This is a genomic window from Clostridium sp. MCC344, from assembly GCF_018785365.1.
Lineage (GTDB): Bacteria > Bacillota > Clostridia > Lachnospirales > Lachnospiraceae > Pilosibacter.
In genome coordinates, this window is record NZ_WQPQ01000020.1 from 244,592 (window position 1) to 268,604 (window position 24,013).

At 51.0% G+C, this 24,013-nt stretch carries 16 protein-coding genes; 12 read left to right on the forward strand and 4 right to left on the reverse strand.

Features of this window, described 5'->3' with window-relative positions:
* Positions 1 to 2: 2 nt before the first annotated feature.
* A complete protein-coding gene (locus GPK90_RS05920; RefSeq protein WP_118532019.1) occupies positions 3 to 245 on the reverse strand; it encodes a polya polymerase in 243 nt (80 codons plus the stop codon).
* Positions 246 to 483: 238 nt separating this feature from the next.
* Here GPK90_RS05920 and GPK90_RS05925 point away from each other — a divergent pair, with 238 nt between their 5' ends.
* The gene (locus tag GPK90_RS05925; protein ID WP_215702497.1) at positions 484 to 1,020 is read left to right on the forward strand and encodes a precorrin-2 dehydrogenase/sirohydrochlorin ferrochelatase family protein; all 537 of its coding nucleotides are present in this window, start codon (positions 484 to 486) and stop codon (positions 1,018 to 1,020) included.
* Here the strand turns inward: GPK90_RS05925 and GPK90_RS05930 are convergent.
* Positions 1,017 to 1,880, reverse strand: a complete 864-nt coding sequence (locus GPK90_RS05930; RefSeq protein ID WP_118532024.1) for a PHP domain-containing protein — start codon at positions 1,878 to 1,880, stop codon at positions 1,017 to 1,019. The genes GPK90_RS05925 and GPK90_RS05930 overlap by 4 nt on opposite strands.
* Before the next feature lie 316 nt (positions 1,881 to 2,196).
* Between GPK90_RS05930 and GPK90_RS05935 the strand changes: the two genes are divergently transcribed.
* From GPK90_RS05935 to GPK90_RS05960, 6 genes are all read left to right on the forward strand, one after another.
* Positions 2,197 to 3,948, forward strand: a complete 1,752-nt coding sequence (locus GPK90_RS05935; protein WP_215702498.1) for a VanW family protein — start codon at positions 2,197 to 2,199, stop codon at positions 3,946 to 3,948.
* A 391-nt stretch (positions 3,949 to 4,339) separates the two neighbouring features.
* Positions 4,340 to 7,882, forward strand: a complete 3,543-nt coding sequence (nifJ, locus tag GPK90_RS05940; protein WP_215702499.1) for a pyruvate:ferredoxin (flavodoxin) oxidoreductase — start codon at positions 4,340 to 4,342, stop codon at positions 7,880 to 7,882.
* Between the two features lie 285 nt (positions 7,883 to 8,167).
* On the forward strand, positions 8,168 to 8,557 hold the full coding sequence (locus tag GPK90_RS05945) for a GntR family transcriptional regulator (protein ID WP_215702500.1): 390 nt from the start codon (positions 8,168 to 8,170) through the stop codon (positions 8,555 to 8,557).
* Positions 8,554 to 9,453 carry an ABC transporter ATP-binding protein gene (locus GPK90_RS05950; RefSeq protein ID WP_118650316.1) on the forward strand — a complete coding sequence of 300 codons (900 nt, stop codon included), beginning with the start codon at positions 8,554 to 8,556 and terminating at the stop codon, positions 9,451 to 9,453. Before GPK90_RS05945 ends, GPK90_RS05950 begins: the two co-directional genes overlap by 4 nt.
* Positions 9,428 to 11,902 carry a DUF6449 domain-containing protein gene (locus GPK90_RS05955; RefSeq protein WP_215702501.1) on the forward strand — a complete coding sequence of 825 codons (2,475 nt, stop codon included), beginning with the start codon at positions 9,428 to 9,430 and terminating at the stop codon, positions 11,900 to 11,902. The genes GPK90_RS05950 and GPK90_RS05955 overlap by 26 nt, the downstream gene beginning before the upstream one ends.
* A gap of 198 nt (positions 11,903 to 12,100) precedes the next feature.
* Positions 12,101 to 12,979, forward strand: coding sequence for a DUF368 domain-containing protein (locus GPK90_RS05960; RefSeq protein ID WP_118532036.1), 879 nt, complete (start codon positions 12,101 to 12,103; stop codon positions 12,977 to 12,979).
* Between the two features lie 81 nt (positions 12,980 to 13,060).
* Here GPK90_RS05960 and GPK90_RS05965 read toward each other — a convergent pair whose 3' ends face one another.
* Positions 13,061 to 13,582, reverse strand: a complete 522-nt coding sequence (locus GPK90_RS05965; protein ID WP_215702502.1) for a zinc ribbon domain-containing protein — start codon at positions 13,580 to 13,582, stop codon at positions 13,061 to 13,063.
* A gap of 213 nt (positions 13,583 to 13,795) precedes the next feature.
* Between GPK90_RS05965 and GPK90_RS05970 the strand changes: the two genes are divergently transcribed.
* Entirely contained in the window at positions 13,796 to 15,076 is a 1,281-nt protein-coding gene (locus GPK90_RS05970; protein ID WP_118298090.1) for an O-acetylhomoserine aminocarboxypropyltransferase/cysteine synthase family protein, read from the forward strand.
* Between the two features lie 67 nt (positions 15,077 to 15,143).
* A complete protein-coding gene (cls, locus tag GPK90_RS05975; protein ID WP_215702503.1) occupies positions 15,144 to 16,730 on the forward strand; it encodes a cardiolipin synthase in 1,587 nt (528 codons plus the stop codon).
* An 85-nt stretch (positions 16,731 to 16,815) separates the two neighbouring features.
* Here the strand turns inward: cls and GPK90_RS05980 are convergent, their stop codons facing one another.
* The gene (locus GPK90_RS05980) at positions 16,816 to 17,382 is read right to left on the reverse strand and encodes a hypothetical protein (RefSeq protein WP_118532044.1); all 567 of its coding nucleotides are present in this window, start codon (positions 17,380 to 17,382) and stop codon (positions 16,816 to 16,818) included.
* A 476-nt stretch (positions 17,383 to 17,858) separates the two neighbouring features.
* Between GPK90_RS05980 and GPK90_RS05985 the strand changes: the two genes are divergently transcribed.
* The 3 genes from GPK90_RS05985 to GPK90_RS05995 all read left to right on the forward strand — a co-directional run bounded on the left by GPK90_RS05985 (position 17,859) and on the right by GPK90_RS05995 (position 23,969).
* Positions 17,859 to 19,502, forward strand: a complete 1,644-nt coding sequence (locus GPK90_RS05985; RefSeq protein WP_215702504.1) for a C40 family peptidase — start codon at positions 17,859 to 17,861, stop codon at positions 19,500 to 19,502.
* Between the two features lie 110 nt (positions 19,503 to 19,612).
* Positions 19,613 to 20,302 carry a ClpP family protease gene (locus GPK90_RS05990; protein WP_215702505.1) on the forward strand — a complete coding sequence of 230 codons (690 nt, stop codon included), beginning with the start codon at positions 19,613 to 19,615 and terminating at the stop codon, positions 20,300 to 20,302.
* 118 nt (positions 20,303 to 20,420) lie between these two features.
* On the forward strand, positions 20,421 to 23,969 hold the full coding sequence (locus tag GPK90_RS05995; RefSeq protein WP_486463662.1) for a DNA translocase FtsK: 3,549 nt from the start codon (positions 20,421 to 20,423) through the stop codon (positions 23,967 to 23,969).
* Positions 23,970 to 24,013 lie beyond the last annotated feature (44 nt).

Consider the following 24,013-nt stretch of genomic DNA (forward strand, 5'->3'; position numbering starts at 1 on the left):
GATCAGCAGCCCTGAACCATGTACTGGATCAGACGCTTGGAATCCTCATCGTTGTGTGTGGTAAGGCTTAACTCCTTGATGTTTCCGTTGGAAAAAACGGTAGCCATGGAGAAGTACTGGCTGAGTTTGGACTTTAAGTTTACGCTTCCGCCTTCCGGAAGACTTAACTCAACAGCACCGTCACACTGATTGATGACTTTGAAAAATGTATCAAGATTGGAAATATTTCTCATTTTTAATTTCATAATGATTACCTCCTTAAAGGTTGCTTGTAACTGCCACAGTTACTCATGTTTTACTTTGTCACTTCGTTTTTCTTTTAACGATTTGAATTCTACCAGATGAGTAGGGAAAAAACAATCGACGGAATAGATAAAAATTTAACAATCTAAACTGGATTTTTATGGAATTTATGGGGAACATCGGGCGGAAGCTGGACGGACTGTCGAAAATGCACCAAAAACAGGGAAAGGATCAGGAAAAATGGCATATTTTCCATTGTTTGTGAACCTGGAAGGGCGTCGTGTCCTCGTAGTCGGCGGCGGAAAGATCGCTGCAAGGCGGATCCGGACGCTGTTGGAGTTCGGATGTGAGATCACTGTTGTGGCACCGGAGGTGGGTGAGGAGCTTCTGGAAATGCTGGAGCTGGATGCCGGGACCGTGTATGCGGAAGAGGAAGGAAAATCAGGAAAGGTGACCCCGGGGAGTTGCCGGATCATCTGGAAAAGGAAAAAGTATGAGATCAAAGAGCCGGAAGCAATTTCAGCAGATCCCATGGAGACAGATAAATTCACATTCGTTCTTGCCGCCGCCACCCCGGAGGTAAACGCACAGGTCGTCCGGGAATGCCGCAAAAAAAATATCCCGGTCAACAATGCGTCGGACCGGGATCAATGTGATTTTTATTTTCCGGGGATTGCGAAGGATGGCGACACGGTCATCGGAATCACATCCGGTGGGAGAGATCATAAGCTGGCGGCGAAGATCTCGCAGGCTGTGCGGAACGTGTTACATGTCTAAGATCTTCCGATTCCGGCCATAAACATAGAAAGCTTGATGTCGTCCAGGTAAAGCGCCGAGACCCGCAGCCCGCCGCGTCCGGATCCGATCTCGATATCGGGCTTTGCGGCACCGTGGAAGTCGGAGCCGCCTGTGGGTGCAAGAGCGTATTTTTTTGCAAGCTTCCGGAGCTTTCCGCTTTCATCCTGATTGTTGGAGGAGTGAAAACATTCGAGACCGCAAAGACCATGCTCTTTTAACATGGAGACAAGCTCTTCTGTGCCTGCCCAGCCGAGCTTATACTGGAGCGGATGGGCGAGGACCGGGAAACCGCCTGCGGCCTGGAGAGCGTTAAGGACTTCCTCCGGCGTGATGAGCTCTCTGGAGCGGTAGTACGGTCGGTCCGGGTTTAAGTATTTCCGGAACGCCTGATCGACGGAGGACACATATCCCCGCTTTAAAAGCGCTCTCGCAAAGTGGGCACGAGTGATCACGGTTTTCGGATTCCCGCAGTGGAGATCTTCCACAGTGATCTCAAATCCATCTTTATTGAAGGCGGCGAGCATTTCCATATTGCGGTCATATCGTTTCCGGGAAGCTTCTTTTAAAAAGGAGAGAAGCTCCGGGTTCGTATGATCAATGTAGAGACCCAGGATATGGATCTCTTTTTCTTTATAGATACAGGAGACCTCGATCCCGGGAATGACCTCCATATCGAGGTCCTTTGCGGCTTTTAACGCCTCGTCGATCCCGGAGACCGTATCGTGGTCCGTGAGAGCCATGGCGGTGAGCCCGAGACCGGCTGCACGGTTTACGACCTCGGTGGGAGTCAAGGAGCCGTCGGAGGCGGTAGAGTGAACGTGAAGGTCGATGAGTTTCATATATCAGAAGTTCCTTTCTTGATCTGTAATTGCGATGCTGTACATCAATGACGAACAGCAGACTGTTACCTTATTTTAACATATCTGAGACAAAATTGTGAATAAAATTTAAGATTTCTGTTATACCATTTTTCTTAAATTATGCTATACTACTACCTGTATATCTGCGCGTTTTGCGGAAACGATGTCCCGATACATTTTCTGTACCGGGATCGGCTGCCTGTAAGAGCCGGAAGCTTCGCGCGGATTCGGATTCAGAAAAACGGATGGATAGAGAGAAGATCCGTCCTGAAAACAAAAATAAAAGGTGAGAGCAATGAGTGACACATTCAGAAACGGCAGAGCGGGCGGAAGATCCCGCCAGTCCAGCGCGGCAGACCGCATCATGGCGGTACAGAATGCCCGGAATAAGGGAACCGGGGCAAGAAGAGGAGGCTCCGGAAGAAGACGGGGCCGGGGAAGAGGAAGAGGTCAGGGACCGGATATGGCAAAGATCGTCCTGATCGCGATCGGCGTCGTGATCTTTCTGATCTGCGTGGCAGTCGGACTCCAGAGCTGTGCAAGGTCCGGGAAACAGGACGCGGGATCCGAAACATCCACGGAGGAGACAACGACGGAGCCGGAGACAGAGATCGAAGCGGAGATCACGGTAAACGGGATCCAGATCCACGGTCTCACAAAATCCGAGGCGATGGAGAAGGTCCTTGCAGATATGGGATGGAAGATGAGGGTGACCTTCGGTGACAGCACGGAAGAACTTCCGAACCTTATGGAAGCAAATGTAGATGCGGTGATCGAAGAGGCACTCGCAAAGAAGGAATCCGGCGACTATACTGTTCAGACGGATGACCTTGATGACGCGGTCCAGGTCGAGGTAAAAGCGCTGGCCGCAAAGTGGGATGTTGAGCCGAAGAATGGTTCGATCGCTTCCTATGATAAATCGACCGGCAAATTTACATTTGCAGGAGCCCAGACCGGAAAGAAGATCGATCAGGAAAAACTTGCCTCCGATATCACGGCGGCGATGAAAGCGGGAGAGTACGACAAGACGATCACGGCGACGGCGAACGAGGTACAGCCGGAGATCACGGAAGCTCAGGCCCGCGACAATTTCAAAAAGATCGGAACATATACGACGACGACAACAACAAATAAGGACAGAAACGAAAATATCCGTCTCGCCTGCGCGGCGATCAACGGCACGATCCTTCAGCCGGGAGAAGAATTCTCCTTTAATAAGATGACAGGCAACCGTACCACAGAAAAAGGATACAAACCAGCGGGTGCGTACTCCAACGGCGTTGTGGTTCAGGAGCCGGGCGGCGGTGTCTGCCAGGTATCCTCAACTCTCTACAATGCGGTCGTATTTGCCGGACTCAAGACGACGGAACGCCATGCACACACATATGAACCTTCCTATGTCACACCGGGCGAGGATGCGATGGTAAGCTATGACGGATATGCGGGTCCGGATCTGCGGTTTGTGAATAACGGAAAGACAGCGATCGGCATCAAAGCGTCCATCTCCGGTCAGACCCTGACGGTTTCCATTTACGGAAACCCGATCTTAGAGGACGGCGTGACCGTGTCGATGCATTCCGAAAAGATCAAGGAACTCGACGCGCCGGCACCGACTTATGTCGAAGACCCGACTCTCCAGCCGGGTACCGAAGTTGTCGCAAAGGCGGCAACACCGGGAAGCAGATGGCAGACGAACCTGATCACGAAAAAGAACGGGCAGGTCGTGAGCGATGTCCTTCTCCACAACAGCACTTATAAAGGAAAGGCGGCTACGATCAAGAGAAATACTTCCGGAACGGTTGCGGCGACGGAAACGCAGTCCACAGAGTCAGCGGCAGCACCGTCTGAATCTGCTGCGGAGTCAACGGCGGCGGAGACGACGGCTGCAGAGACAACAGCAGCACCGACAACGGCAGCACCGACAACGGCAGCACCGTCCGCCGGATCCAACTACGGACCGGGGTATACGCCGGAGACAACGGCAGCGCCTGCGGAGACGAACCAGGCTCCGTCCGATATGGGGCTGATCGCTCCGAACGGACAGTAGCGGAGGTCCCGCCTGAGAGCGGGGAATGGTCGGACCAATAAAAAGAATACTTTATATAAAAAAGCGGTGAACAGGAATCAAAATGATTTCCTGCCTCACCGCTTTTTATTTAAAAGAAATCATTATCTGTAAAAGAGAGAAGTGCTCCGGAACGGGAGTTTGTCAAAACTAACCAAATGCACATTCTCACAATGCGGATAACATTCCATAATATGAAAAGATAATGCAAAAATTTTAATATTGTTTATGATTTGGTACATGATTCTGCCGTTTTTGATTTGCATTTTAGGGAAAAATTGCTATAATAATTTATAGATGTTCTGATAAACGCGGAACACATAAGTTTAATAAATATTTACATATTTATACACTTTACAGGAGGAAATCAACTATGGCAAGAAAAATGAAAACCATGGATGGTAACCATGCAGCCGCTCATGCTTCCTATGCATTTACGGATGTAGCAGCCATCTACCCGATTACCCCTTCTTCTCCGATGGCGGAAGCTACCGATGAATGGGCAACCGATGGAAGAACAAACATGTTCGGACAGCCGGTACAGATCACCGAGATGCAGTCCGAGGCAGGTGCTGCCGGTGCCGTACATGGCTCCCTTGCAGCAGGTGCATTAACAACAACTTATACAGCTTCTCAGGGTCTTCTTCTTATGATCCCGGATCTCTATAAGATCGCTGGTGAGCAGCTTCCGGGCGTATTCAACGTATCCGCTCGTTGTGTAGCAACTCACGCATTAAATATTTTCGGTGACCACTCCGACGTTTATGCCTGTCGTCAGACCGGATGCGCAATGCTCTGCGAATCCAGCGTACAGGAAGTTATGGATTTAACACCGGTTGCACACCTTGCAGCATTAAAGGGTAAAGTTCCGTTCATCAACTTCTTCGACGGTTTCCGTACTTCCCACGAGATCCAGAAGATCGAGACATGGGATTACGAAGATTTAAAAGAAATGGCTGATATGGACGCCATTGATGCATTCCGTAAGAACGCTCTGAACCCGAACCATCCGGTACAGAGAGGTTCCGCTCAGAACCCGGATATCTTCTTCCAGGCAAGAGAGGCATGTAACCCGTACTACGATGCTCTTCCGGCAATCGTACAGGAGTACATGGACAAAGTAAACGCTAAGATCGGTACAGATTACAAACTGTTCAACTACTACGGAGCTGCTGATGCTGAGCACGTTATCATCGCTATGGGTTCCGTAAACGATACAATCGAAGAGACGATCGACTACCTTGCAAAACAGGGCAAGAAGGTCGGTGTTGTTAAGGTTCGTCTGTACAGACCGTTCTGCACAGAGGCTCTTATCAACACAATCCCGGATACAGTTAAGCAGATCTCCGTACTCGACAGAACAAAAGAGCCGGGTTCCATCGGCGAGCCGTTATACCTTGATGTTGTTGCAGCATTAAAGGGCTCCAAGTTCGATAAGGTTCCGGTATTCACAGGCCGTTACGGTCTCGGTTCCAAGGATACAACACCGGCACAGATCGTTGCTGTATACGAGAACACAGAGAAGCAGAGATTCACGATCGGTATCAACGATGATGTGACACACCTTTCCTTAAAGTTAGGTGCTCCGCTCGTTACAACTCCGGAAGGAACAACAAACTGTAAGTTCTGGGGTCTTGGCGCTGACGGTACTGTAGGTGCCAACAAGAACTCCATCAAGATTATTGGCGACAACACAGACATGTACGCTCAGGCTTACTTCGATTATGACTCCAAGAAGTCCGGCGGTGTTACAATGTCCCACTTACGTTTCGGACATACTCCGATCAAGTCCACATACCTGATCCACAAAGCAAACTTCGTTGCATGCCACAATCCGGCATACATCCGCAAGTACAACATGGTTCAGGAGCTTGTTGACGGCGGTACATTCCTCCTCAACTGCCCGTGGGATGCTGAGGGTCTTGAGAAACACTTACCGGGACAGGTTAAGAAGTTCATCGCTGACCACAACATCAAATTCTACACCATCGACGGTGTTAAACTTGGTATCGAGACAGGCATGGGCCCGACCCGTATCAACACGATCCTTCAGTCCGCATTCTTCGAGTTAACAAAGATCATCCCGGCTGATAAGGCTAACGAGCTTATGAAAGCAGCTGCAAAAGCTACTTACGGCCGTAAGGGTGAAGACGTTGTTATGAAGAACTGGGCAGCGATCGATGCCGGCGCTAAGGGACTCGTAGAGGTTCAGGTTCCGGAGAGCTGGAAGAACTGTGAAGACGAAGGCCTTGACATGGTTCACGCTACAGAGGGCCGCGAGGATGTTATCAACTTCGTAAACAACATCCAGGCTGCTGTAAACGCTCAGGAAGGTAACAACCTCCCGGTATCCGCATTCAAAGAGTATGTTGACGGTACAACTCCGTCCGGTTCTGCTGCATACGAGAAACGTGGTATCGCAGTAAACGTACCGGTTTGGAATCCGGACAACTGTATCCAGTGTAACTTCTGTTCTTATGTCTGCCCGCACGCAGTAATCCGTCCGGTAGCTATGACAGAGGCTGAGGCTGCTAATGCACCGGCTGGTACAAAGACAATCCCGATGACAGGTATGCCGGAGTACAAGTTCGCTATGACGATCTCCGCACTTGACTGTACCGGTTGTGGTTCCTGTGCTAATGTCTGCCCGGGCAAGAAGGGTGAGAAGGCTCTTACCATGGTTCCGCTTGAAGGCAACGCAGCAGAGCAGGAAGTATTCAACTACGGTCAGAAACTTGACATCAAGCAGGATGTAATCGATAAATTCAAAGAGACAACTGTAAAGGGCAGCCAGTTCAAACAGCCGCTCCTTGAGTTCTCCGGCGCATGTGCTGGTTGTGGTGAGCCGCCGTACGCAAAACTGATCACACAGTTATTCGGTGACAGAATGTACATCGCAAACGCAACAGGATGTACTTCTATCTGGGGTAACTCTTCACCGTCCACACCTTACACAGCAAACAAGGCAGGCAAAGGACCGGCTTGGTCTAACTCCCTGTTCGAGGATAACGCTGAGTTCGGTTATGGTATGTTACTCGCTCAGCAGGCAATCCGCGATGGCTTAAAGGCTAAAGTTGAGGAAGTTGCTGCAAACGAGAACGCAACAGCAGAAGTAAAAGCTGCATGCCAGGAGTGGTTAGACACATTCAGTGTTGGTGCTACAAACGGTGCTGCAACTGACAAACTCGTAGCTGCTCTTGAGAACGTTGACTGCCCGACATGCAAGGACATCGTCAAGAACAAAGATTTCCTGGCTAAGAAGTCCCAGTGGATCTTCGGTGGTGACGGTTGGGCTTACGATATCGGATTCAACGGCGTTGACCACGTACTTGCAAGCGGCAAGGATATCAACATCATGGTATTCAACACTGAGGTTTACTCCAACACAGGCGGACAGTCCTCCAAGGCTACTCCGACAGGTGCTGTTGCTCAGTTCGCTGCAGGTGGTAAAGAAGTTAAGCAGAAGGACCTTGCTGCAATCGCTATGAGCTACGGCTATGTATACGTTGCACAGATCTCCATGGGTGCTGATATGAACCAGACCATCAAGGCAATCGCTGAGGCTGAGGCATATCCGGGACCGTCCCTGATCATCGCTTACGCTCCGTGTATCAACCACGGTATCAAGAAAGGTATGGCAAAGGCTCAGACAGAGGAGAAGCTTGCTGTTCAGTCCGGTTACTGGAATCTCTTCAGATTCAACCCGGCAGCTGAGGGCAAGAAGTTCAGCCTTGACTGCAAGCCGGCTACTGTTGACTACCAGGAGTTCATCAAGGGTGAGGTTCGTTACACATCTCTCGCACTTAAGAACCCGGCAAGAGCTGAGAAGCTGTTTGCTAAGGCTGAGCAGAACGCGAAAGATAAGTACGCTTACCTTGAGAAGTTAGTAAAGCTTTACGATGGCAACGAGCAGTAATCTGCAAAATTGAATCAGATCGTATTGAGATCCCGGGAACAGCTTTGGCTGTTTCCCGGGATCTTTTTGCAGTGCGCTGCATTTGCAGCGGCTTCCGCTTCATCGTAAATAAATCGTAAGAAAAAAGACCTGTGATATTCCTTGATTTCACAGGTCTTTTTCTCTATACTAACTGTATTAAGAGTGTTGATACACTTAGAAAGAATAAACAGACAGAAATTTTTCTGCCCCAGGGCCCGGAAATCAGGAGTGTATCACGCAGAGAATCGGGAAAGGAGGAGGCTTATGATCCTGTTAGACTACAAAGACCGGCGGCCGATCTATGAACAGGTGGTCGCGAAACTCGAGGAGCTGATGCTGCTCGGCGTGATGAAAGAGAATGAACCGCTGCCGTCCGTGCGCAGCCTTGCGATGGAACTTTCGATCAATCCGAATACGATCCAGCGCGCGTATGTGGAGCTGGAACGGCAGGGATACATCTATACAGTGAAGGGAAAGGGAAGTTTTGTGGTAGACAATCAGGCAATGAAAGAGAATAAGAAGAAAGAGGTTCTCCTGAAGGTGAGCGATATGATCGATGAGGCGATCCGTGTCGGGATCCCGGGAGAGGAGATCAAAAACATGGTGGAGATCCAGTATGAGGCGGCAAGAAAGAACGGAGGTGGAGACGAATGATCGAGACAAGCGGACTGACCAAACGATTTGATGACATCACAGCGGTGGACCATATCGATGCGAAGATCAAAGAGGGCAGCGTGTTCGGGCTGATCGGGACGAATGGCGCCGGAAAGAGCACATTTCTCAGGATGGTCAGCGGGATCTTAAAACCGGACGAGGGAACCGTTCTGATCGACGGGGAGAACGTCTATGAGAATCCGAAGGTAAAGTCGAAGTTTTTCTATATCTCCGACGACCAGTATTTTTTCGCGAACGGAACCCCGGTGGAACTCATGAAGTTCTACAAGACGATCTACCCGGCGTTTGATGAGCCGAGATTTTTCCATCTTCTGGAGTCCTTCGACCTTGGAAAGAAGAGAAAGATCTCCACGTTCTCAAAAGGGATGAAAAAGCAGCTCTCGATCATCTACGGGATCTGCGCGGGAACGGACTATATTTTCTGTGACGAGACCTTCGACGGTCTTGATCCGGTGATGCGCCAGGCGGTAAAGAGCCTGTTCGCGAACGATATGGCGGAGCGGAACCTGACACCGATCATCGCTTCCCACAACCTGAGGGAGCTGGAAGATATCTGTGACCATGTCGGACTTCTCCACAAGGGCGGGATCCTGCTCTCAAAGGATCTCGATGACATGAAACTGAATATCCATAAGATCCAGTGCGTCTTAAAACCGGGAGTGAAGGTGGAGGACCTTACCAGTCTCGATATCTTAAAGACAGAGTACCGGGGCAGCCTGGCGACGATCACGGTGCGCGGGACGAGAGAGAATGTGGAGCAGCAGATGGCGGCGTGTGAACCGCTGTTCTTTGAACTGATCCCGCTCTCACTGGAAGAGATCTTTATCAGTGAAACGGAGGTGGCAGGATATGACATCAAAAAGCTTATTTTTTAAACTTATGAAAGAGGACATGAAACGAAGACTCTGGGCGGTCGCTTTTTCCCTGCTCACATTCTTCTTTGCAATGCCGATGGCGGCGGCCATGGGGATCGCGAGCATCGGAAAAGAGTATGAAAACTGGCTCGTGAACGGGACCGGATATGCGGAGATCGGGGCAGATGCCCTGAAACACACGAAGATCCTGCGCCTCGTCGGAGAAGTTCTTGGATTTGAGAATGCGTTCCTGTGCGTTTTAGTGGCGGCAGCGGCTATGATCCTCGGGCTGACCGGATTTCTGTATCTGCATTCCAAAAAGCAGGTTGACTTTTACAACTGTCTCCCGGTCAAAAGAGAGCAGCTGTTTGCTGTGAAGTTTTTGGACGGCTTCCTGATCCTCTTTGCGGCATATTTGATCAACATGATCGCTGCATTTGCGATCTTCTGCGGAAACGGGATCCAGGGAGGCAGCATCGTGAAGATGATGCTCTCTGCGTTCGCCACTCATATGGTAGGATTTTTACTGATCTATGCTGTGATGGTGATCGCGGTCCTGCTCACGGGAAACCTGTTCATCTCGATCCTCGGTGCAGGTGTTCTGTACGGCTATGCTCCGGCCATTTCCCTTTTGCTCAGTGTCCTGAAGGAATTTTTCTTTGTGACGACCGGAAGAAACAGCGATATGGGATGGATTGCGGAGTACGGATCCCCGATCGGATATTATGCAAAACTGATGGAAGCGGGACTCCGGATCTTCCATTCAGATCAGTTTTTTGATGATATCGATTATGGATATTCCAGGATCCAGATGAGTATCGGAAGCACGGGAACGGGCATGGGACTCTATAAGCTCTGTGTGATCGGCCTCCTTGCTGCAGTGCTCCTCACCGTCCTGGCGCTAATTCTCTATAAGCTCCGCCCCTCAGAGTCTGCCGGAAAAGCGATGGCCTTCAAAAAGACGCAGGCCCCGATCAAAGTCCTGCTCCTTGTGCCGGTCACAACGGCAGCGACGATCCTGCTGTGGAGTATTTACTACAGCCTGTCCTGGGCAGCTATCGGCTTTATCCTGGGACTTGTCCTCATGAGCTGCATGATCGAGATCATCTATCATTTCGATTTCTCGAAGCTCTTTTCGAATCCTGCCCAGACAGCAGCAGGGGGAGTCCTTGCCATTCTGCTGATCGGGATCTTCTGGACGGATGCGATCAGTTATGATTCGTATCTTCCGAACGAGAAGAACTTTAACTATGCATCGATCAATGCCTATCTCGACGATCTCGATTATGGGCTTCCGTACCGGAACGGAACCTCCTACGGATGGAAGTATCTGGATTACGGAAATTATGCGGATGAGAACATGAAACTTACCGATTACGCAAAAGTCCTCGCCTTCGCGGAGCACGGTGTGGAAGAGGCGAAGCTGCAGAGGGAGGCGAAGATCAAAGGAAATTCGACTTCCATTTATGATGACAGCGAGAGAATGATCTATGCGCAGGTTGGTTTCCATATGAAAAACGGAAAAACCGTTTACCGCTCCTACATGATCCCGCGCTCGGTACTCGGAAGCAGTCTCGATGAACTCTACGCATCGAGAGAGTACAAAGAGGGCACTTATCCGGTAATGTCCTACACACCGGAGAATATCACGGGGATCTACTGGATGACGGATGGAGACATCTCGGAGCTCAGGACGGACGATTCCATGAAGGCGGAGATCTTATCCGCCTACCAGGATGAGCTTGCAGGTCTGACGTTAAATGAGAGAGCGGTAAATGCACCGGTGGCTGCGCTGCGCTTCCTCACCACGGCTGAGCAGGAATACCTCACCGTGATCAGCAAACAGCGCGGAAATACTTCCTCTGGATTCCGCCTTGATGATATGAATAATGTAAACTTCTTCCCGGTCTATCCGTCCTTTACAAAGACGATCGCCCTTTTAAAACAGGCGGGTCTCGATGTGGAGCAGAGAATCTCCGTGGATGAAGTGGCTGCTGTAAAGATCCTGTATCCGGTGGACTATGAGACGGAGCAGACCGGGACAGATCCTCAGACAGGAGAGTCTGTCTTAGCGGCAGATATGGTGGCTGACGAGAGCACGGTGCAGGCGGAAGCTTCTTCGGATGAAGAAATGGCGATCGCGACGAGAACGTACGATGACAATTACCGGGCGATCACGATCGTAAACGATGGAGCGGAGGAAAACAGAAAGAAGATCGGAGAGGTCCTTTCGGCGAGTGCCTCGGATAACCTTCTCCAGAGAAACCGCCTCTGCACATATGAGAGCGGGATCGAGATCTATGTGGAACTGAAACCGTCGGGAGATGAGGTTCTGACCGGAACTCCGGAAGAACGCCTGTACCGGTTCGTTGGAACGACAATCCCGGAATTCCTGGATCAGACGTTAAATTACGATCAGATCGTGAATAAATCTGTAAACCAGGGGATCGGAGTCAGCGAAAGTGATTGATGGAATGGAACGTATCGTGTATAATCAGATCGTCTGAATGAAACAGGATTTACCACAGACCAGGCAGAGACGCCGGATACACCGGCAGCTGCCTGGTCTGTCGGGCGCATGAGACACCCGAACGTTCCCGGCAGATCGCTGCGCTGTGTGGAAATGGAGAATGGGATCATCCGGACAAAAGATTTATGGAGGTTTATCATGGAATTTTTTGGCAATATCATAAAGGGAGTCATGATCGGGATCGCAAACATCATTCCCGGCGTTTCCGGAGGAACGATGGCGGTTTCCCTTGGCATCTACGATCGGCTGATCGGTGCGGTTTCAGGTCTGTTTAAGGAGTTTAAGAAGAACATCGCATTCCTGATCCCGATCATCATCGGCTGCGGGATCGGGATCGTGGGATTTACCTATGCGATCGAATATCTGCTCGACAAGCACACATTTGTGACATGTATGGCGTTCGTGGGTCTGATCCTCGGCGGACTTCCTGCGATCATTTCCTCCATGAAGTCAAAGATGACTTCCGGCGGGATCGGCGTGTTCGGGATCCTGGCGTTTGTGATCGCCTTCGTGATCTCCGGTGGAATGCCGCTCTTAAAGGAGAGCAAGGACGCTCTGACCGTGATCGCAGTGACTCCGGTGAATATGGTGATCTTATTTATTCTCGGAGTTGTGGCTTCTGCGACGATGGTGATCCCGGGCGTATCCGGATCCATGATGCTCATGATCTTCGGATATTATTACGCGATCATCAATACGATCAAGACATTCCTCGACAATCTCCGTGCGTTTGATCTCATGGGAATGAAGGATGGGATCCTGCTTCTGGCTCCGTTCGGGATCGGCGTGATCCTCGGGATTTTCCTGATCGCAAAGCTGATCACGTTCCTCTTTGAAAAATACGGGGTTCAGACATTCTGTGCGATCCTGGGACTTGTGATCTCATCCCCGATCGCGATTTTTATCAACACGGGTCTCGTATCGAAGCTTGGTTCCCTGTCCATCTGGGAGATCTTATTCGGGATCGTTCTCATGGGCGCGGGTGCGTTTGTGACGGTGTTTGTGGGAGAAAAATAATAAAAGAAAACCGGCGCTGCTGCTGGGATTCGTGGAAAGGGATTCCTGCAGACATCGCCGGTTTTCTTTCTGTCAGATGGTTTATTCGTGATCTTCGGTCACATTTGCCGTAGTCTCGGCGGATCCGTCTTCGAATTTCTCATCCGGAACCGCTTCGCAGGCGCAGGTATCATCGGATGTTTCGTTTTCGGCTGTCTCAGCTGTTTCAGCAGTATCGACAACGTCGACAGGAGCATCCTCCGGCATCACTTCCGCGATCTTAGCACCGCACTTGCTGCAGAAAGCGGCGGTCTTCTCGATCCTTGCACCGCATTCCGGACAGTGGATGAATCCTTCCAGGGTGGAGAGCTTGTCCTGGAGTTCGTCGATCGTCTTTAAGCTTTCACGGATCAGGGCAAACTCAGCAGAGTAAGCTTCCTCGTCGACTGCGTTTGCGGCTTCGAAGACTCTCTTGCCGATCTGGGCGTACTGGCGGTTCACCGCCTCTTTTTCTCTGGAGATCTGTGTTTTTAACTGAACGGTGTCGGAAACTTCCTTCGTTTTCTGAGCGACCTGTTTTCCGGCCTCCGTGAGACTGCGCTTCATATCTGTAAAAAATGCCATATGCAATAGACTCCTTTCTGAATATGGATCGTGAGCGGCTGTGTGAGAACAGACGCTGGATATTATCTTTATTTTAGTCTTTTTTGTGGGAGAAGTCAATCATTATGCTGGCAGCGTAACGACTTTGGTAGGTTGAAGCGGAAGAGAAAGTGTGCTATGATAATAGTCAGTTTACACATCGGACCACAGTCCGGGGGAAAGAGAGGAACTATTATGGGAGAGAAGAGAAAACCAGCAACGATCTGTATCCAGAGCGGCTGGAAGCCGAAGAACGGGGAGCCGAGAGTTCTCCCGATCTATCAGAGCACAACCTTTAAATATGAGACGAGCGAGCAGATGGGGCGTTTGTTCGATCTGGAAGAGGACGGATATTTCTATACAAGACTCGCAAACCCGACGAACGACGCAGTCGCAGAAAAGATCTGCGAGCTGGAAGGCGGTGTCGCTGCGATGCTGACTTCCTCTGGACAGGCTGCAAACTACTACGCAGCCTTCAATATCTGCAACGCAGGTGACCATATCATCAGCGCGGCAACGATCTACGGAGGAACCTCCAACCTGTTTACCGTTACGATGAAAAAACAGGGGATCGATGTGACGCTCGTTGATCCGGATGCACCGGAGGAGGAGATCGAGAAGGCGTTCCGCCCGAACACAAAGATGGTATTCGGCGAGACGATCGCAAACCCGGCGTTAGTTGTTCTCGATATCGAGAAGTTTGCCCGCCTTGCGCATAAACACGGCGTACCGCTGATCGTGGACAACACGTTCGCAACTCCGATTAACTGCCGCCCGTTCGAGTGGGGAGCAGATATCGTGACACACTCCACGACAAAATATATGGATGGCCATGCGATGACTGTCGGCGGCTGTATCGTTGACAGCGGAAACTTCGACTGGAATGCCCATGCGGACAAATTTCCGGGACTTACGACACCGGATGAGTCTTACCATGGAATCGTGTATACAGAGCGTTTTGGAAAGAAAGCGTACATCACAAAGGCGACAGCCCAGCTGATGCGTGACCTCGGATCGATTCCGTCCCCGATGAATTCCTTCCTCTTAAATGTCGGACTGGAGACTTTACACCTCAGAATGCCGAGACACTGTGAGAATGCACAGAAGGTAGCAGAGTGGCTGCTCGCGAGAGAGGATGTTGCCTGGGTCAACTATCCGGGACTCAAAGACAACAAGTACCATGCGCTCGCGGAGAAATATATGCCGAACGGAAGCTGCGGCGTGATCTCCTTCGGCTTAAAGGGCGGAAGACAGGCAGCAGGCGAATTTATGGACAAACTGAAATTCGTTGCGATCGTTACCCATGTCGCTGACGCGAGAACGTGCATCCTTCATCCGGCGAGCCATACCCACCGCCAGCTGACCGATGAGCAGCTTGTGGAGGCCGGAGTTGATCCGTCCCTGATCCGCTTGAGCGTCGGGATCGAGGATGTGGATGACATTATCGAAGATTTAAGACAGGCACTGGAAGATTAAAAACAGTTTTGCAGATCAGCCGACTGATCGGAGACTGATATGGACGAGATAAGTTGAGGCATAATATATGATGGAAATGGATGAAATGAAGGGAAAGGGAAAACGCGGACTTTTGAGAGTCGTATTCGGACGAACTGCGTTCTTCCTCTTATTTATCGCGCTGCAGCTGGCAGTGCTGTACTGGGTCTATGTGTGGCTGGACAAGCGATACCAGGCATGGGGATATGGTTCCTTTGCTGTGATCAGCGCGATCCTCACGATCCATATCCTGAATGAAAAGCAGAACGCGAGCTTTAAGATGGCCTGGCTGGTCCCGGTCCTCCTGTTCCCGGTATTCGGAACCCTGTTTTATGTGTTTGTCCAGCTCCAGACAGAGACGAAGATCTTTGCGAGACGGATCGAACAGGTGAAAAAGAAGACGGATCATTACCTTGATCAGGACCCGGATGTCTGTAAGAGACTGGAACTCAGGAGCCGGAGCAATTCTAATCTCAGCCATTATATGAAGGAGAGCGGCGGCTATCCTACCTGGGACCGGACGAATTTCAAGTATTTCCCGCTGGGAGATGACTTCTATGAAGATGTTCTCCGGGAGCTTCAGAAGGCGAAGCGCTATATTTTTATCGAGTATTTTATTATCGCAAAAGGAGTTATGTGGGACTCCATCGTGAAGATCCTGGAGCAGAAGGTGAAGGAAGGTGTCGAGGTGCGGATCCTCTACGACGGAATGAACTCCTTCTCAAATCTGCCTCATGACTATCCGAAGGAGCTGGAGGCAAAGGGGATCCACTGCCAGATCTTTAATCCGATCCGCCCGGCGATCTCGACAAGCCAGAATAACCGCGATCACAGAAAGATCCTCGTGATCGACGGCCATACGGCATATACCGGAGGAGTGAATCTTGCGGATGAGTATATCAACCGGAAAGTCCGCTTCGGACACTGGAAGGACAATGCGATCCGCTTAAAGGGCGATGCGGTGAATAATTTTACCGTGATGTTTCTCCAGATGTGGGACGTCTGTGTGAAAAAGCTGGACTCCGATTTCGATTACAGCAGATATCTGGACACCGGCGATTATTTCCACGCCCCGGAGCTCAACATGGACGGCTTTTCCATTCCGTTTTCCGACAGCCCGATCGACGGGGAGCCGGTCGGACACCAGCTCTACTTGGACATCATCTACCAGGCGAGAAAATATGTGTACATCATGACTCCGTATCTGGTTCTGGATGACGATATGATCACGGCGCTCACCTATGCGGCAAAGCGCGGTGTGGATACAGTGATCATCATGCCGCATATCCCGGACAAGAAATCGGCGTTCATGCTGGCACATTCCTACTATACGGAGCTGATTGAGGCCGGTGTAAAGGTATATGAGTATCTTCCGGGCTTTGTCCATTCCAAGACATTCGTCAGTGATGGGGAGAAGGCAGTCGTCGGATCTGTAAACATGGACTTCAGGAGCCAGTACCTGAATTTTGAATGCGGTGTTTATATCTATGAGAATCCGGTCGTGAAGGATATCCGGTATGATTTTGATGAGACATTAAAGAAATGTGTCCGGATGACGAAGGAGAGTGTGGATGCACTTCCGACACTCCATAAATTCTGCGGAAAGGCGATGCGGCTCATTGCACCGCTGATGTAAAAAGAATCAGACGAAAAAATGGAGCAGAGAAGATCTGCTCCATTTTGTTTTCACTTGTTGAAATCCTGTGACGCAAAAGACCCTGTTATTCGTTTCCGCTCTTATCACTGAGCGGATCTGCAGAGGCTGTATTGACGGATGCTTCCGCGCGTTCCCTGAGACTTACTGAGGCATTTTCTTTTTTGTAAGCGGAGATGGCCTCAGCGATCCGTTCTTTAATGTACTGATCCTTTTCTAGTTTTCGTTCCGCTTCGTCCGGATTGTCGAGGATCGGCACAAAGAGAAATCTGCGGACAGCAAAGAGGATCGCGACGGCAATACAGCCGATGAGCGCCTCTTTTATGGCAAGGTGATCGATGACCATCTGTCTTGCGACAGAGAAGAGAAGAACTTCGACGATAGAGTCGATATCATGGCGGCAGAACATCTTCAGAAGCTCGACACCGATGACGAGATCAAAACTTTTCTTCATAAAGTCTGAGAGATCAAAGCCGTTGTCAAGATACAGACTGTACAGGTTTTGCGGGACCGGTATGAACGCGATACAGATCGCGACGATCAGGATCAGGGCACAGGCGATCTCAAGATAAGAGGAGACTTTCATGAGAAAAAGCTGTGCCCGCTGGATCCGTGGGCTGGTGTAATGTTTCATGTGGGGTACCTCCTGGGTGAATTTATCTCAGTCTGATAAGATCCCGGCTGCGTCCGGCCGGTAAAAAGCATCAGACTTATATACAACGTGAAAGCGTTCAGAAGATCCGATTCCATATGCCGGAAAAGTCATGACTTTTGTAACTTTAGACAATATGGACAAATAATTAAGAATATTATACAAAAATTTAGCAATGTTTTCAATTATAAATGTCGCTTGTGCAAGAAAAAATACAGGATCTGTTTTCCGGCTGACGACAGTGCCCGGGGAAGGAGCACCGTGTACAGTCACCGGGTGACGCCATGTTCACAATTTTTTAATAGAAAATTTTTTGCTTTTTGATTACAGATATGTTACACTAATGTTTGTATGTGCATGACAGGGACAATTGTCCCTGCCCACAAAACGCGCTGCTTCGTCTGATCGGAACGTGACAGACGGGGAGCGGAAATCGGAAACAGCATGGAGAGAAACATATGAATGATGATAAAGATACGGTAAACTATATGGATTCAATCAATAAAGCGAGCAGAAAGCGGAGAAGAAAACCGTCTTTCTGGGAACGCTACGGGATCCTGGTGATCGGCGCAGCAGTTCTTGCGGTGATCGCTCTGGCGGTATTGTTCGGAGGAAAGGCTGTGACTGCGGTCCGCTCAAAGATGGCGGCAGCACAGGCGGCTTCCGAGTCGGCGGCGGAGAGCGAGAGTGCGGAGGAGTCTTCCCTTGCGGCGGAAGAGGAGAGCCGCGCTGAGATCGAATCAGAGTCTGAGGCGAGAGATGCGAAGATCCAGGAAGTGATCGATTCCTATTCAAATCTCGGGATCGCGAAGGTGACAGGATACCTGAATATCAGAAAAGACCCGGACGGAGCGGCGAATGTCGTCGGAACGCTCTCGGACGGAAGTGCCTGTGAGATTTTAGAGACTCTGGATGGCTGGGTAAAGATCAGCTCCGGGGAAGTTGAGGGATATGCAAGCTCCGAATACATCCTCACCGGGGATGAGGCGAAAGAGGCTGCGAAGGACCTCGTGAAGGAGCGCGCCTATATTACGGCGGATAACCTGAATATCCGTGAGACTCCGTCCACAGACGGACAGATCGTCGGAAAATGCCTGCAGGGAGAGCTTCACGAGATCGTCGGGGAAGAGAATGGCTGGTATAAGATCTCCGGCGGTTACATCTCTGCGGATTATGCGGAGAAACGCTTCTGTATGAATGAGGCGAACAAGCTGGATATGAAGGCGATGGTCTTAAATTTCTATGACCGTCCCGGTGTTTCCAATGTCTCAAACTATCTGAATATCCGTGCTGGTGCCGGGGAAAATGAGAAGATCATCGGAAAACTCCCGAGCTATGCCGGATGCGAGATCCTGGAGGATGCGAACGGCTGGTACAAGATCAGTTCGGGCGGGATCACCGGATATGTAAAGAGCGATTATATCCTCACCGGAGACGAGGCTAAGCAGGCGGCGATGAACCATGCGGAGTTAATGGCGATCGTCCATGCGGACCGACTGAATGCGAGAACGGAGCCGTCCACCGATGCGAAGATCTGGACACAGATCTCTGAGAACGAGCGCTACCATGTCGCAGAACAGCTTGACGGCTGGGTAAAGATCGAATTTGATGAGAGCGGCGAGGGAGACGGAGATGATGAGATCTCGGCGGCCTATGTATCTTCCGAGTTCGTGGAGGTACGGTACGCCCTTTCCGAGGCGATCAAGTTCTCCCCGACGGAGGAGAGCGCGTCCTTAAGGAGCCGGATCGTAAACTACGCGATGAAATTCCTTGGAAATCCGTATGTATGGGGCGGAACGAGCCTCACAAAGGGAGCGGACTGCTCCGGATTTACGATGTCCGTCATGAAGAACTTCGGAATCTCCCTCCCGCATTATTCCGGATCCCAGGCAAAGAGCGGAAAACGGATCAAGTCGAGCGAGATGCGTCCGGGTGATCTGGTATTCTACGGAAACAGCCGTGGAAAGATCAATCATGTTGCAATGTATATCGGAAACGGGCAGGTCATCAATGCGGCGAGCCGCCGGAGCGGGATCAAGATCTCGACCTGGAATTACCGCACACCGATCTGTATCGTGGATGTGATCGGAAACCGTTCTTAAAACGGAGAATGACTCAAAACAGAATATGATTTCCTGAAATGGAATGGATAGGAAAACTCCTTTCTGTGCATACTGGGGATACCTGGTATGTCGGAAAGGAGTTTTTTGATATGAATGAAAAGGAACAGAAGGAGATAAAGGCGGAGGAGGAACGGATCCGGGAGAACGGTCAGGCGACGCTTGAGGAGAACGGAAAGCGGATCCATCTTTTGTCGATCATCGGGGAGATTGAGGGACATGAGAACCTGTCGGGAAGCACAAAGACGACGAAATATGAACATATCCTGCCGGAGCTCGCCAAGGTGGAGAGCGATGAGACGATTGGCGGTGTCCTGATCCTTGTCAACACGATCGGCGGGGATGTGAGCTGCGGACTGGCACTGGCGGAGATGATCGCCTCCTTAAGCAAGCCGACGGTGTCTCTTGTCATCGGGGACAGCCATTCGATCGGAGTTCCGCTTGCAGTGGCATCGGATTATTCTTTTATTGTGCCGACCGGAACGATGCTGGTGCATCCGGTGCGCATGAGCGGGATGGTGATCGGAACGGCACAGACGTATGAATATTTTGAGATGATCGAGGAGCGGATCATAAGTTTTGTGTCGGAGCACAGCCGGATCGACAGGGAAAGACTGAAAAAGCTCATGCACAATACAAAAATGCTGACAAAGGATCTCGGGACCGTACTTGTCGGAAAAGAGGCGGTGGAGTGCGGCCTTATCGACGGGGAAGGCGGGATCCGGGACGCGATCGGGAAATTAAACAGGATGATGGAAGAGACTGTTACTTTTCGCAGGTAGAATTTTCGAAACCGAAAATATGTTCGATTTGTGACTTCTTACGGTTGCATTTTGAAAATTTTTTTTGTATACTATACTTTGGGGTACTTGACCTGTAAAATAAAAGGGGGAAAAGCACTTGGCTGGAACCAGGAAACAAAAAGAAACGACAAAACAATCACAGACGTCCGCGAGAACGAGATCATCATCAACAGCGAAGACAACAGGAAGATCCGCACAGGCGTCTAAAAATAAGACAGCAAAAAATCAGACAAGATCCACGGCAAAGAAGAGAGAGCCGGAACCGGAGTACGAGGAGGACACTGGATTTTTACAATCCGAAGCGGTGATCCTCGGAACATTCGCGGTATGTGTGCTGTTATTTTTAAGCAACTTCCATATCTGCGGATTTCTCGGGAATTTCTTCAGCCAGATCATGCTGGGTGTATTTGGCTGTATCGGCTATCTTGCACCGCTCCTGCTTTTCGCGGAGCTGTTATTTTACGCCTCAAATAAGGGAAATATCCGCGCGGTCTACAAGATGATCGCGGTGGAGGTCCTGCTGATCGTGCTCTGCGGACTTGCGCAGCTGATCTTTGGAGGCGGATACCAGGAAGGGCAGACGATCCTCGATATCTACCAGTCTGCCGGCGCGAGCGGGCTCGGCGGCGGTGTGATCGGCGGCGTCCTCGTCATGATCCTTCACACAGCGGTCGGAACGATCGGAGCCTATGTGGTCCTCATCGTGTTCATGATCATCTCCCTGGTATGCATCACGGAGAGATCGTTCGTGTCCGCGGTGAAGAGCGGAAGCGGAAAAGCCTACCAGTACGCGAAGGAAGATTACAGCAGAAGAAAAGAGATCCATGAGGAGCGCCAGGCTGAAAAGCGCAGACTGCGGGAAGAACAGCGCGTCCAGGGTGTAAACCTTGCGGCGACGGATTTCTCGAAAAATCCGGATTTCGGCGGGATCGCCGGCGGATATATGGGGGTTGTGGATGCCGAGGCGGTTTCTGAAACGGACGTGACGGAGGAGAAACAAGCAGCCTCCGGTACATATCATGAGGAAAAACAGGGTCAAAGATCAGAGGCGAAGCAGATGCAGCCGGATCCGGCCGATATCTTCAAAGGAAAGATCACGATGGGCGGATGTCCTCTTGAGGAGGCGGATGTCTCCCGGGAAGAGAGAACGGCGGAATCCCGTCCGGCGGAAGAGACTGCAAAGAATACAGAACGAGTTCCGTTTGCGGAAGCTCCGGCATCGGCCGGAACCCGTGAGGACGAGGACGTGTTTATCCGTCATGGGGAGAATGCCTTTGATGATCCGGATCTTTTCCCGGATGAAAAGAAGAGGGAGACGGAAGCCTGGGAGAGAAAACCGAAGGTGTCTGTCTTATCCAACATTCCGGATATCCCTGTCGGGGAGTCTGGGGAGGACGGTGAGATCCTCGCCGCGATGAGAAGAGACGCAGAGAGGAAAGCAAAGATCTTCCGCTCAGAGACTCCGGAGCAGAATGAGAGCGCAGAGAACCGGGAACCTTCAGAGATGCCGGAGACGGTATCCGCAGAGGGCGGACAGAAAATAGAAGCGGAGACAGGAGCAAAGAGCGGGGAAATGACCGCTGCCGCTGCTGAAAGCGAACCTGTATCCGTATCTGAAACCGCGGAAACTCCGAAAACGTCCCGGATTTCAGAAGAAAAGTCCGTGATGGATCTGACAGATGATGAACTTCTCGATACGGAGCCGTATGTGGAAAATGACGATTACTGGATCCAGGCGGCTGCGGAGCCGGGAAGCCGCGCTTACAGAGCGGCCCATCCGGAGAGTGCGGAGCACGATGGTCCTGTGACAGAGTTCCATGACGACAGCGAAACGGACGAATGGGCTGAGGAAACCAGTCCGTCAAAAGTACAGGAGATCCCGGAGCCCGGACCAGGACCGGCGGATCCGATCGTGGAACCGGCGCCGGCTGCATCCGGACAGTCAGACATGGAACAGCCGACGTACCAGGAAGATCGTTCACCGGACCGTCCGGCAGCCCGCGAATCTGCAGACGACAGGCGCAGGGTCGTGACCGCTTCCGGCAAGGTGATCGAAACGGACACAGAAGAGATCATAAAGAAAAAAGCGGAAGCGAGAAAGCGGGAAGCTGCCGAGAGAGAAGAGGCAGGAAACGAAGTCTTAAAGGAGATCAAACAGACGGAGGAAAAACCGAAGAAACCGTATGTGATCCCTCCGCTTGATCTCTTAAAGAAAGGTGTTCCTGTGACGGGACAGTCGGGGCAGGAATTTAAGGATACCGCGATCAAACTTCAGCAGACACTCCGGAACTTCGGCGTTGGGGTCACTGTGACGAATATCAGCTGCGGCCCGACGGTCACCCGGTATGAGCTTCACCCGGAACAGGGCGTGAAGGTGAGCAGGATCCTGTCTTTAGCGGACGATATCAAGCTGAATCTCGCGGCGGCGGATATCCGTATCGAGGCGCCGATCCCAGGAAAGGCGGCCGTCGGGATCGAGGTCCCGAACAAGGTCAACAGCATCGTATATCTGCGTGATCTTCTGGAGAGCCCGGAATTTAAAAACCATAAGTCAACGCTGGCGTTCGCCGTCGGAAAGGATATCGGCGGCCAGGTCGTCGTTGCGGATCTCGCGAAGATGCCGCATCTTCTGATCGCAGGACAGACAGGTTCCGGTAAATCCGTGGGGATCAATACAATGATCATGAGCCTCATCTACCGGTCGTCACCGGATGACGTAAAACTCATCATGATCGACCCGAAGGTGGTGGAACTTTCTGTATATAACGGGATCCCGCATCTTCTGATCCCGGTCGTGACCGACCCGAAAAAGGCGGCCGGCGCGCTCAACTGGGCAGTTGCGGAGATGATGGACCGCTACAACAAATTTGCGGCCTCAAATGTCCGTGATCTGAAGGGATATAACGCGAAGGTTCAGACTCTGGCGGAGAGCGGGGATATCCCTGCTGATCAGATCCCGAAGAAACTGCCGCAGCTCGTCATCATTATCGATGAGCTGGCGGATCTTATGATGGTCGCTTCCAATGAGGTGGAGGACGCGATCTGCCGTCTGGCACAGCTCGCCCGCGCTGCGGGGATCCATCTTGTGATCGCGACCCAGCGTCCGTCCGTCAACGTCATCACAGGCGTGATCAAGGCGAACGTGCCGTCACGAATTGCCTTTTCTGTCGCATCCGGCGTGGATTCGAGAACGATCCTCGATATGAATGGCGCGGAGAAACTGTTAGGAAACGGCGATATGCTGTTTTACCCGTCCGGCTATCCGAAACCGCTCCGTGTTCAGGGCGCTTTCGTCTCGGACGGCGAGGTATCAAATGTAACCGAGTTCTTAAAAGAACAGAACACGGATGCAGGATATAACACGGAAATCGAAAAGAAACTGAGCCAGTCCTCCTTCGGAGGAGGAGCGGGCGGACAGAATGAACGGGACGCGCTCTTTACGGACGCGGGCAAGTTCATTATCGAAAAGGATAAAGCGTCGATCGGTATGCTGCAGAGAATGTTCAAGATCGGCTTTAACCGCGCTGCCCGGATCATGGATCAGCTTGCCGAGGCCGGTGTTGTAGGTGAGGAAGAAGGAACGAAGCCAAGGAAAATCTTAATGTCCATGGAAGAGTTCGAAGAATTCCTGGAAGCAGGATACTAGGAACTGCGGCAGCTGTGTGGATATCAGACGGCTGCCGGACGCGA

What these genes read in the sequence shown, in the direction of transcription:
- GPK90_RS05920 (WP_118532019.1), bottom strand. Translation starts at nt 245, where the DNA reads ATGAAATTAAAAATGAGAAATATTTCCAATCTTGATACATTTTTCAAA.
- GPK90_RS05925 (WP_215702497.1), top strand. Translation starts at nt 484, where the DNA reads ATGGCATATTTTCCATTGTTTGTGAACCTGGAAGGGCGTCGTGTCCTC.
- GPK90_RS05930 (WP_118532024.1), bottom strand. Translation starts at nt 1,880, where the DNA reads ATGAAACTCATCGACCTTCACGTTCACTCTACCGCCTCCGACGGCTCC.
- GPK90_RS05935 (WP_215702498.1), top strand. Translation starts at nt 2,197, where the DNA reads ATGAGTGACACATTCAGAAACGGCAGAGCGGGCGGAAGATCCCGCCAG.
- nifJ (WP_215702499.1), top strand. Translation starts at nt 4,340, where the DNA reads ATGGCAAGAAAAATGAAAACCATGGATGGTAACCATGCAGCCGCTCAT.
- GPK90_RS05945 (WP_215702500.1), top strand. Translation starts at nt 8,168, where the DNA reads ATGATCCTGTTAGACTACAAAGACCGGCGGCCGATCTATGAACAGGTG.
- GPK90_RS05950 (WP_118650316.1), top strand. Translation starts at nt 8,554, where the DNA reads ATGATCGAGACAAGCGGACTGACCAAACGATTTGATGACATCACAGCG.
- GPK90_RS05955 (WP_215702501.1), top strand. Translation starts at nt 9,428, where the DNA reads ATGACATCAAAAAGCTTATTTTTTAAACTTATGAAAGAGGACATGAAA.
- GPK90_RS05960 (WP_118532036.1), top strand. Translation starts at nt 12,101, where the DNA reads ATGGAATTTTTTGGCAATATCATAAAGGGAGTCATGATCGGGATCGCA.
- GPK90_RS05965 (WP_215702502.1), bottom strand. Translation starts at nt 13,582, where the DNA reads ATGGCATTTTTTACAGATATGAAGCGCAGTCTCACGGAGGCCGGAAAA.
- GPK90_RS05970 (WP_118298090.1), top strand. Translation starts at nt 13,796, where the DNA reads ATGGGAGAGAAGAGAAAACCAGCAACGATCTGTATCCAGAGCGGCTGG.
- cls (WP_215702503.1), top strand. Translation starts at nt 15,144, where the DNA reads ATGATGGAAATGGATGAAATGAAGGGAAAGGGAAAACGCGGACTTTTG.
- GPK90_RS05980 (WP_118532044.1), bottom strand. Translation starts at nt 17,382, where the DNA reads ATGAAACATTACACCAGCCCACGGATCCAGCGGGCACAGCTTTTTCTC.
- GPK90_RS05985 (WP_215702504.1), top strand. Translation starts at nt 17,859, where the DNA reads ATGAATGATGATAAAGATACGGTAAACTATATGGATTCAATCAATAAA.
- GPK90_RS05990 (WP_215702505.1), top strand. Translation starts at nt 19,613, where the DNA reads ATGAATGAAAAGGAACAGAAGGAGATAAAGGCGGAGGAGGAACGGATC.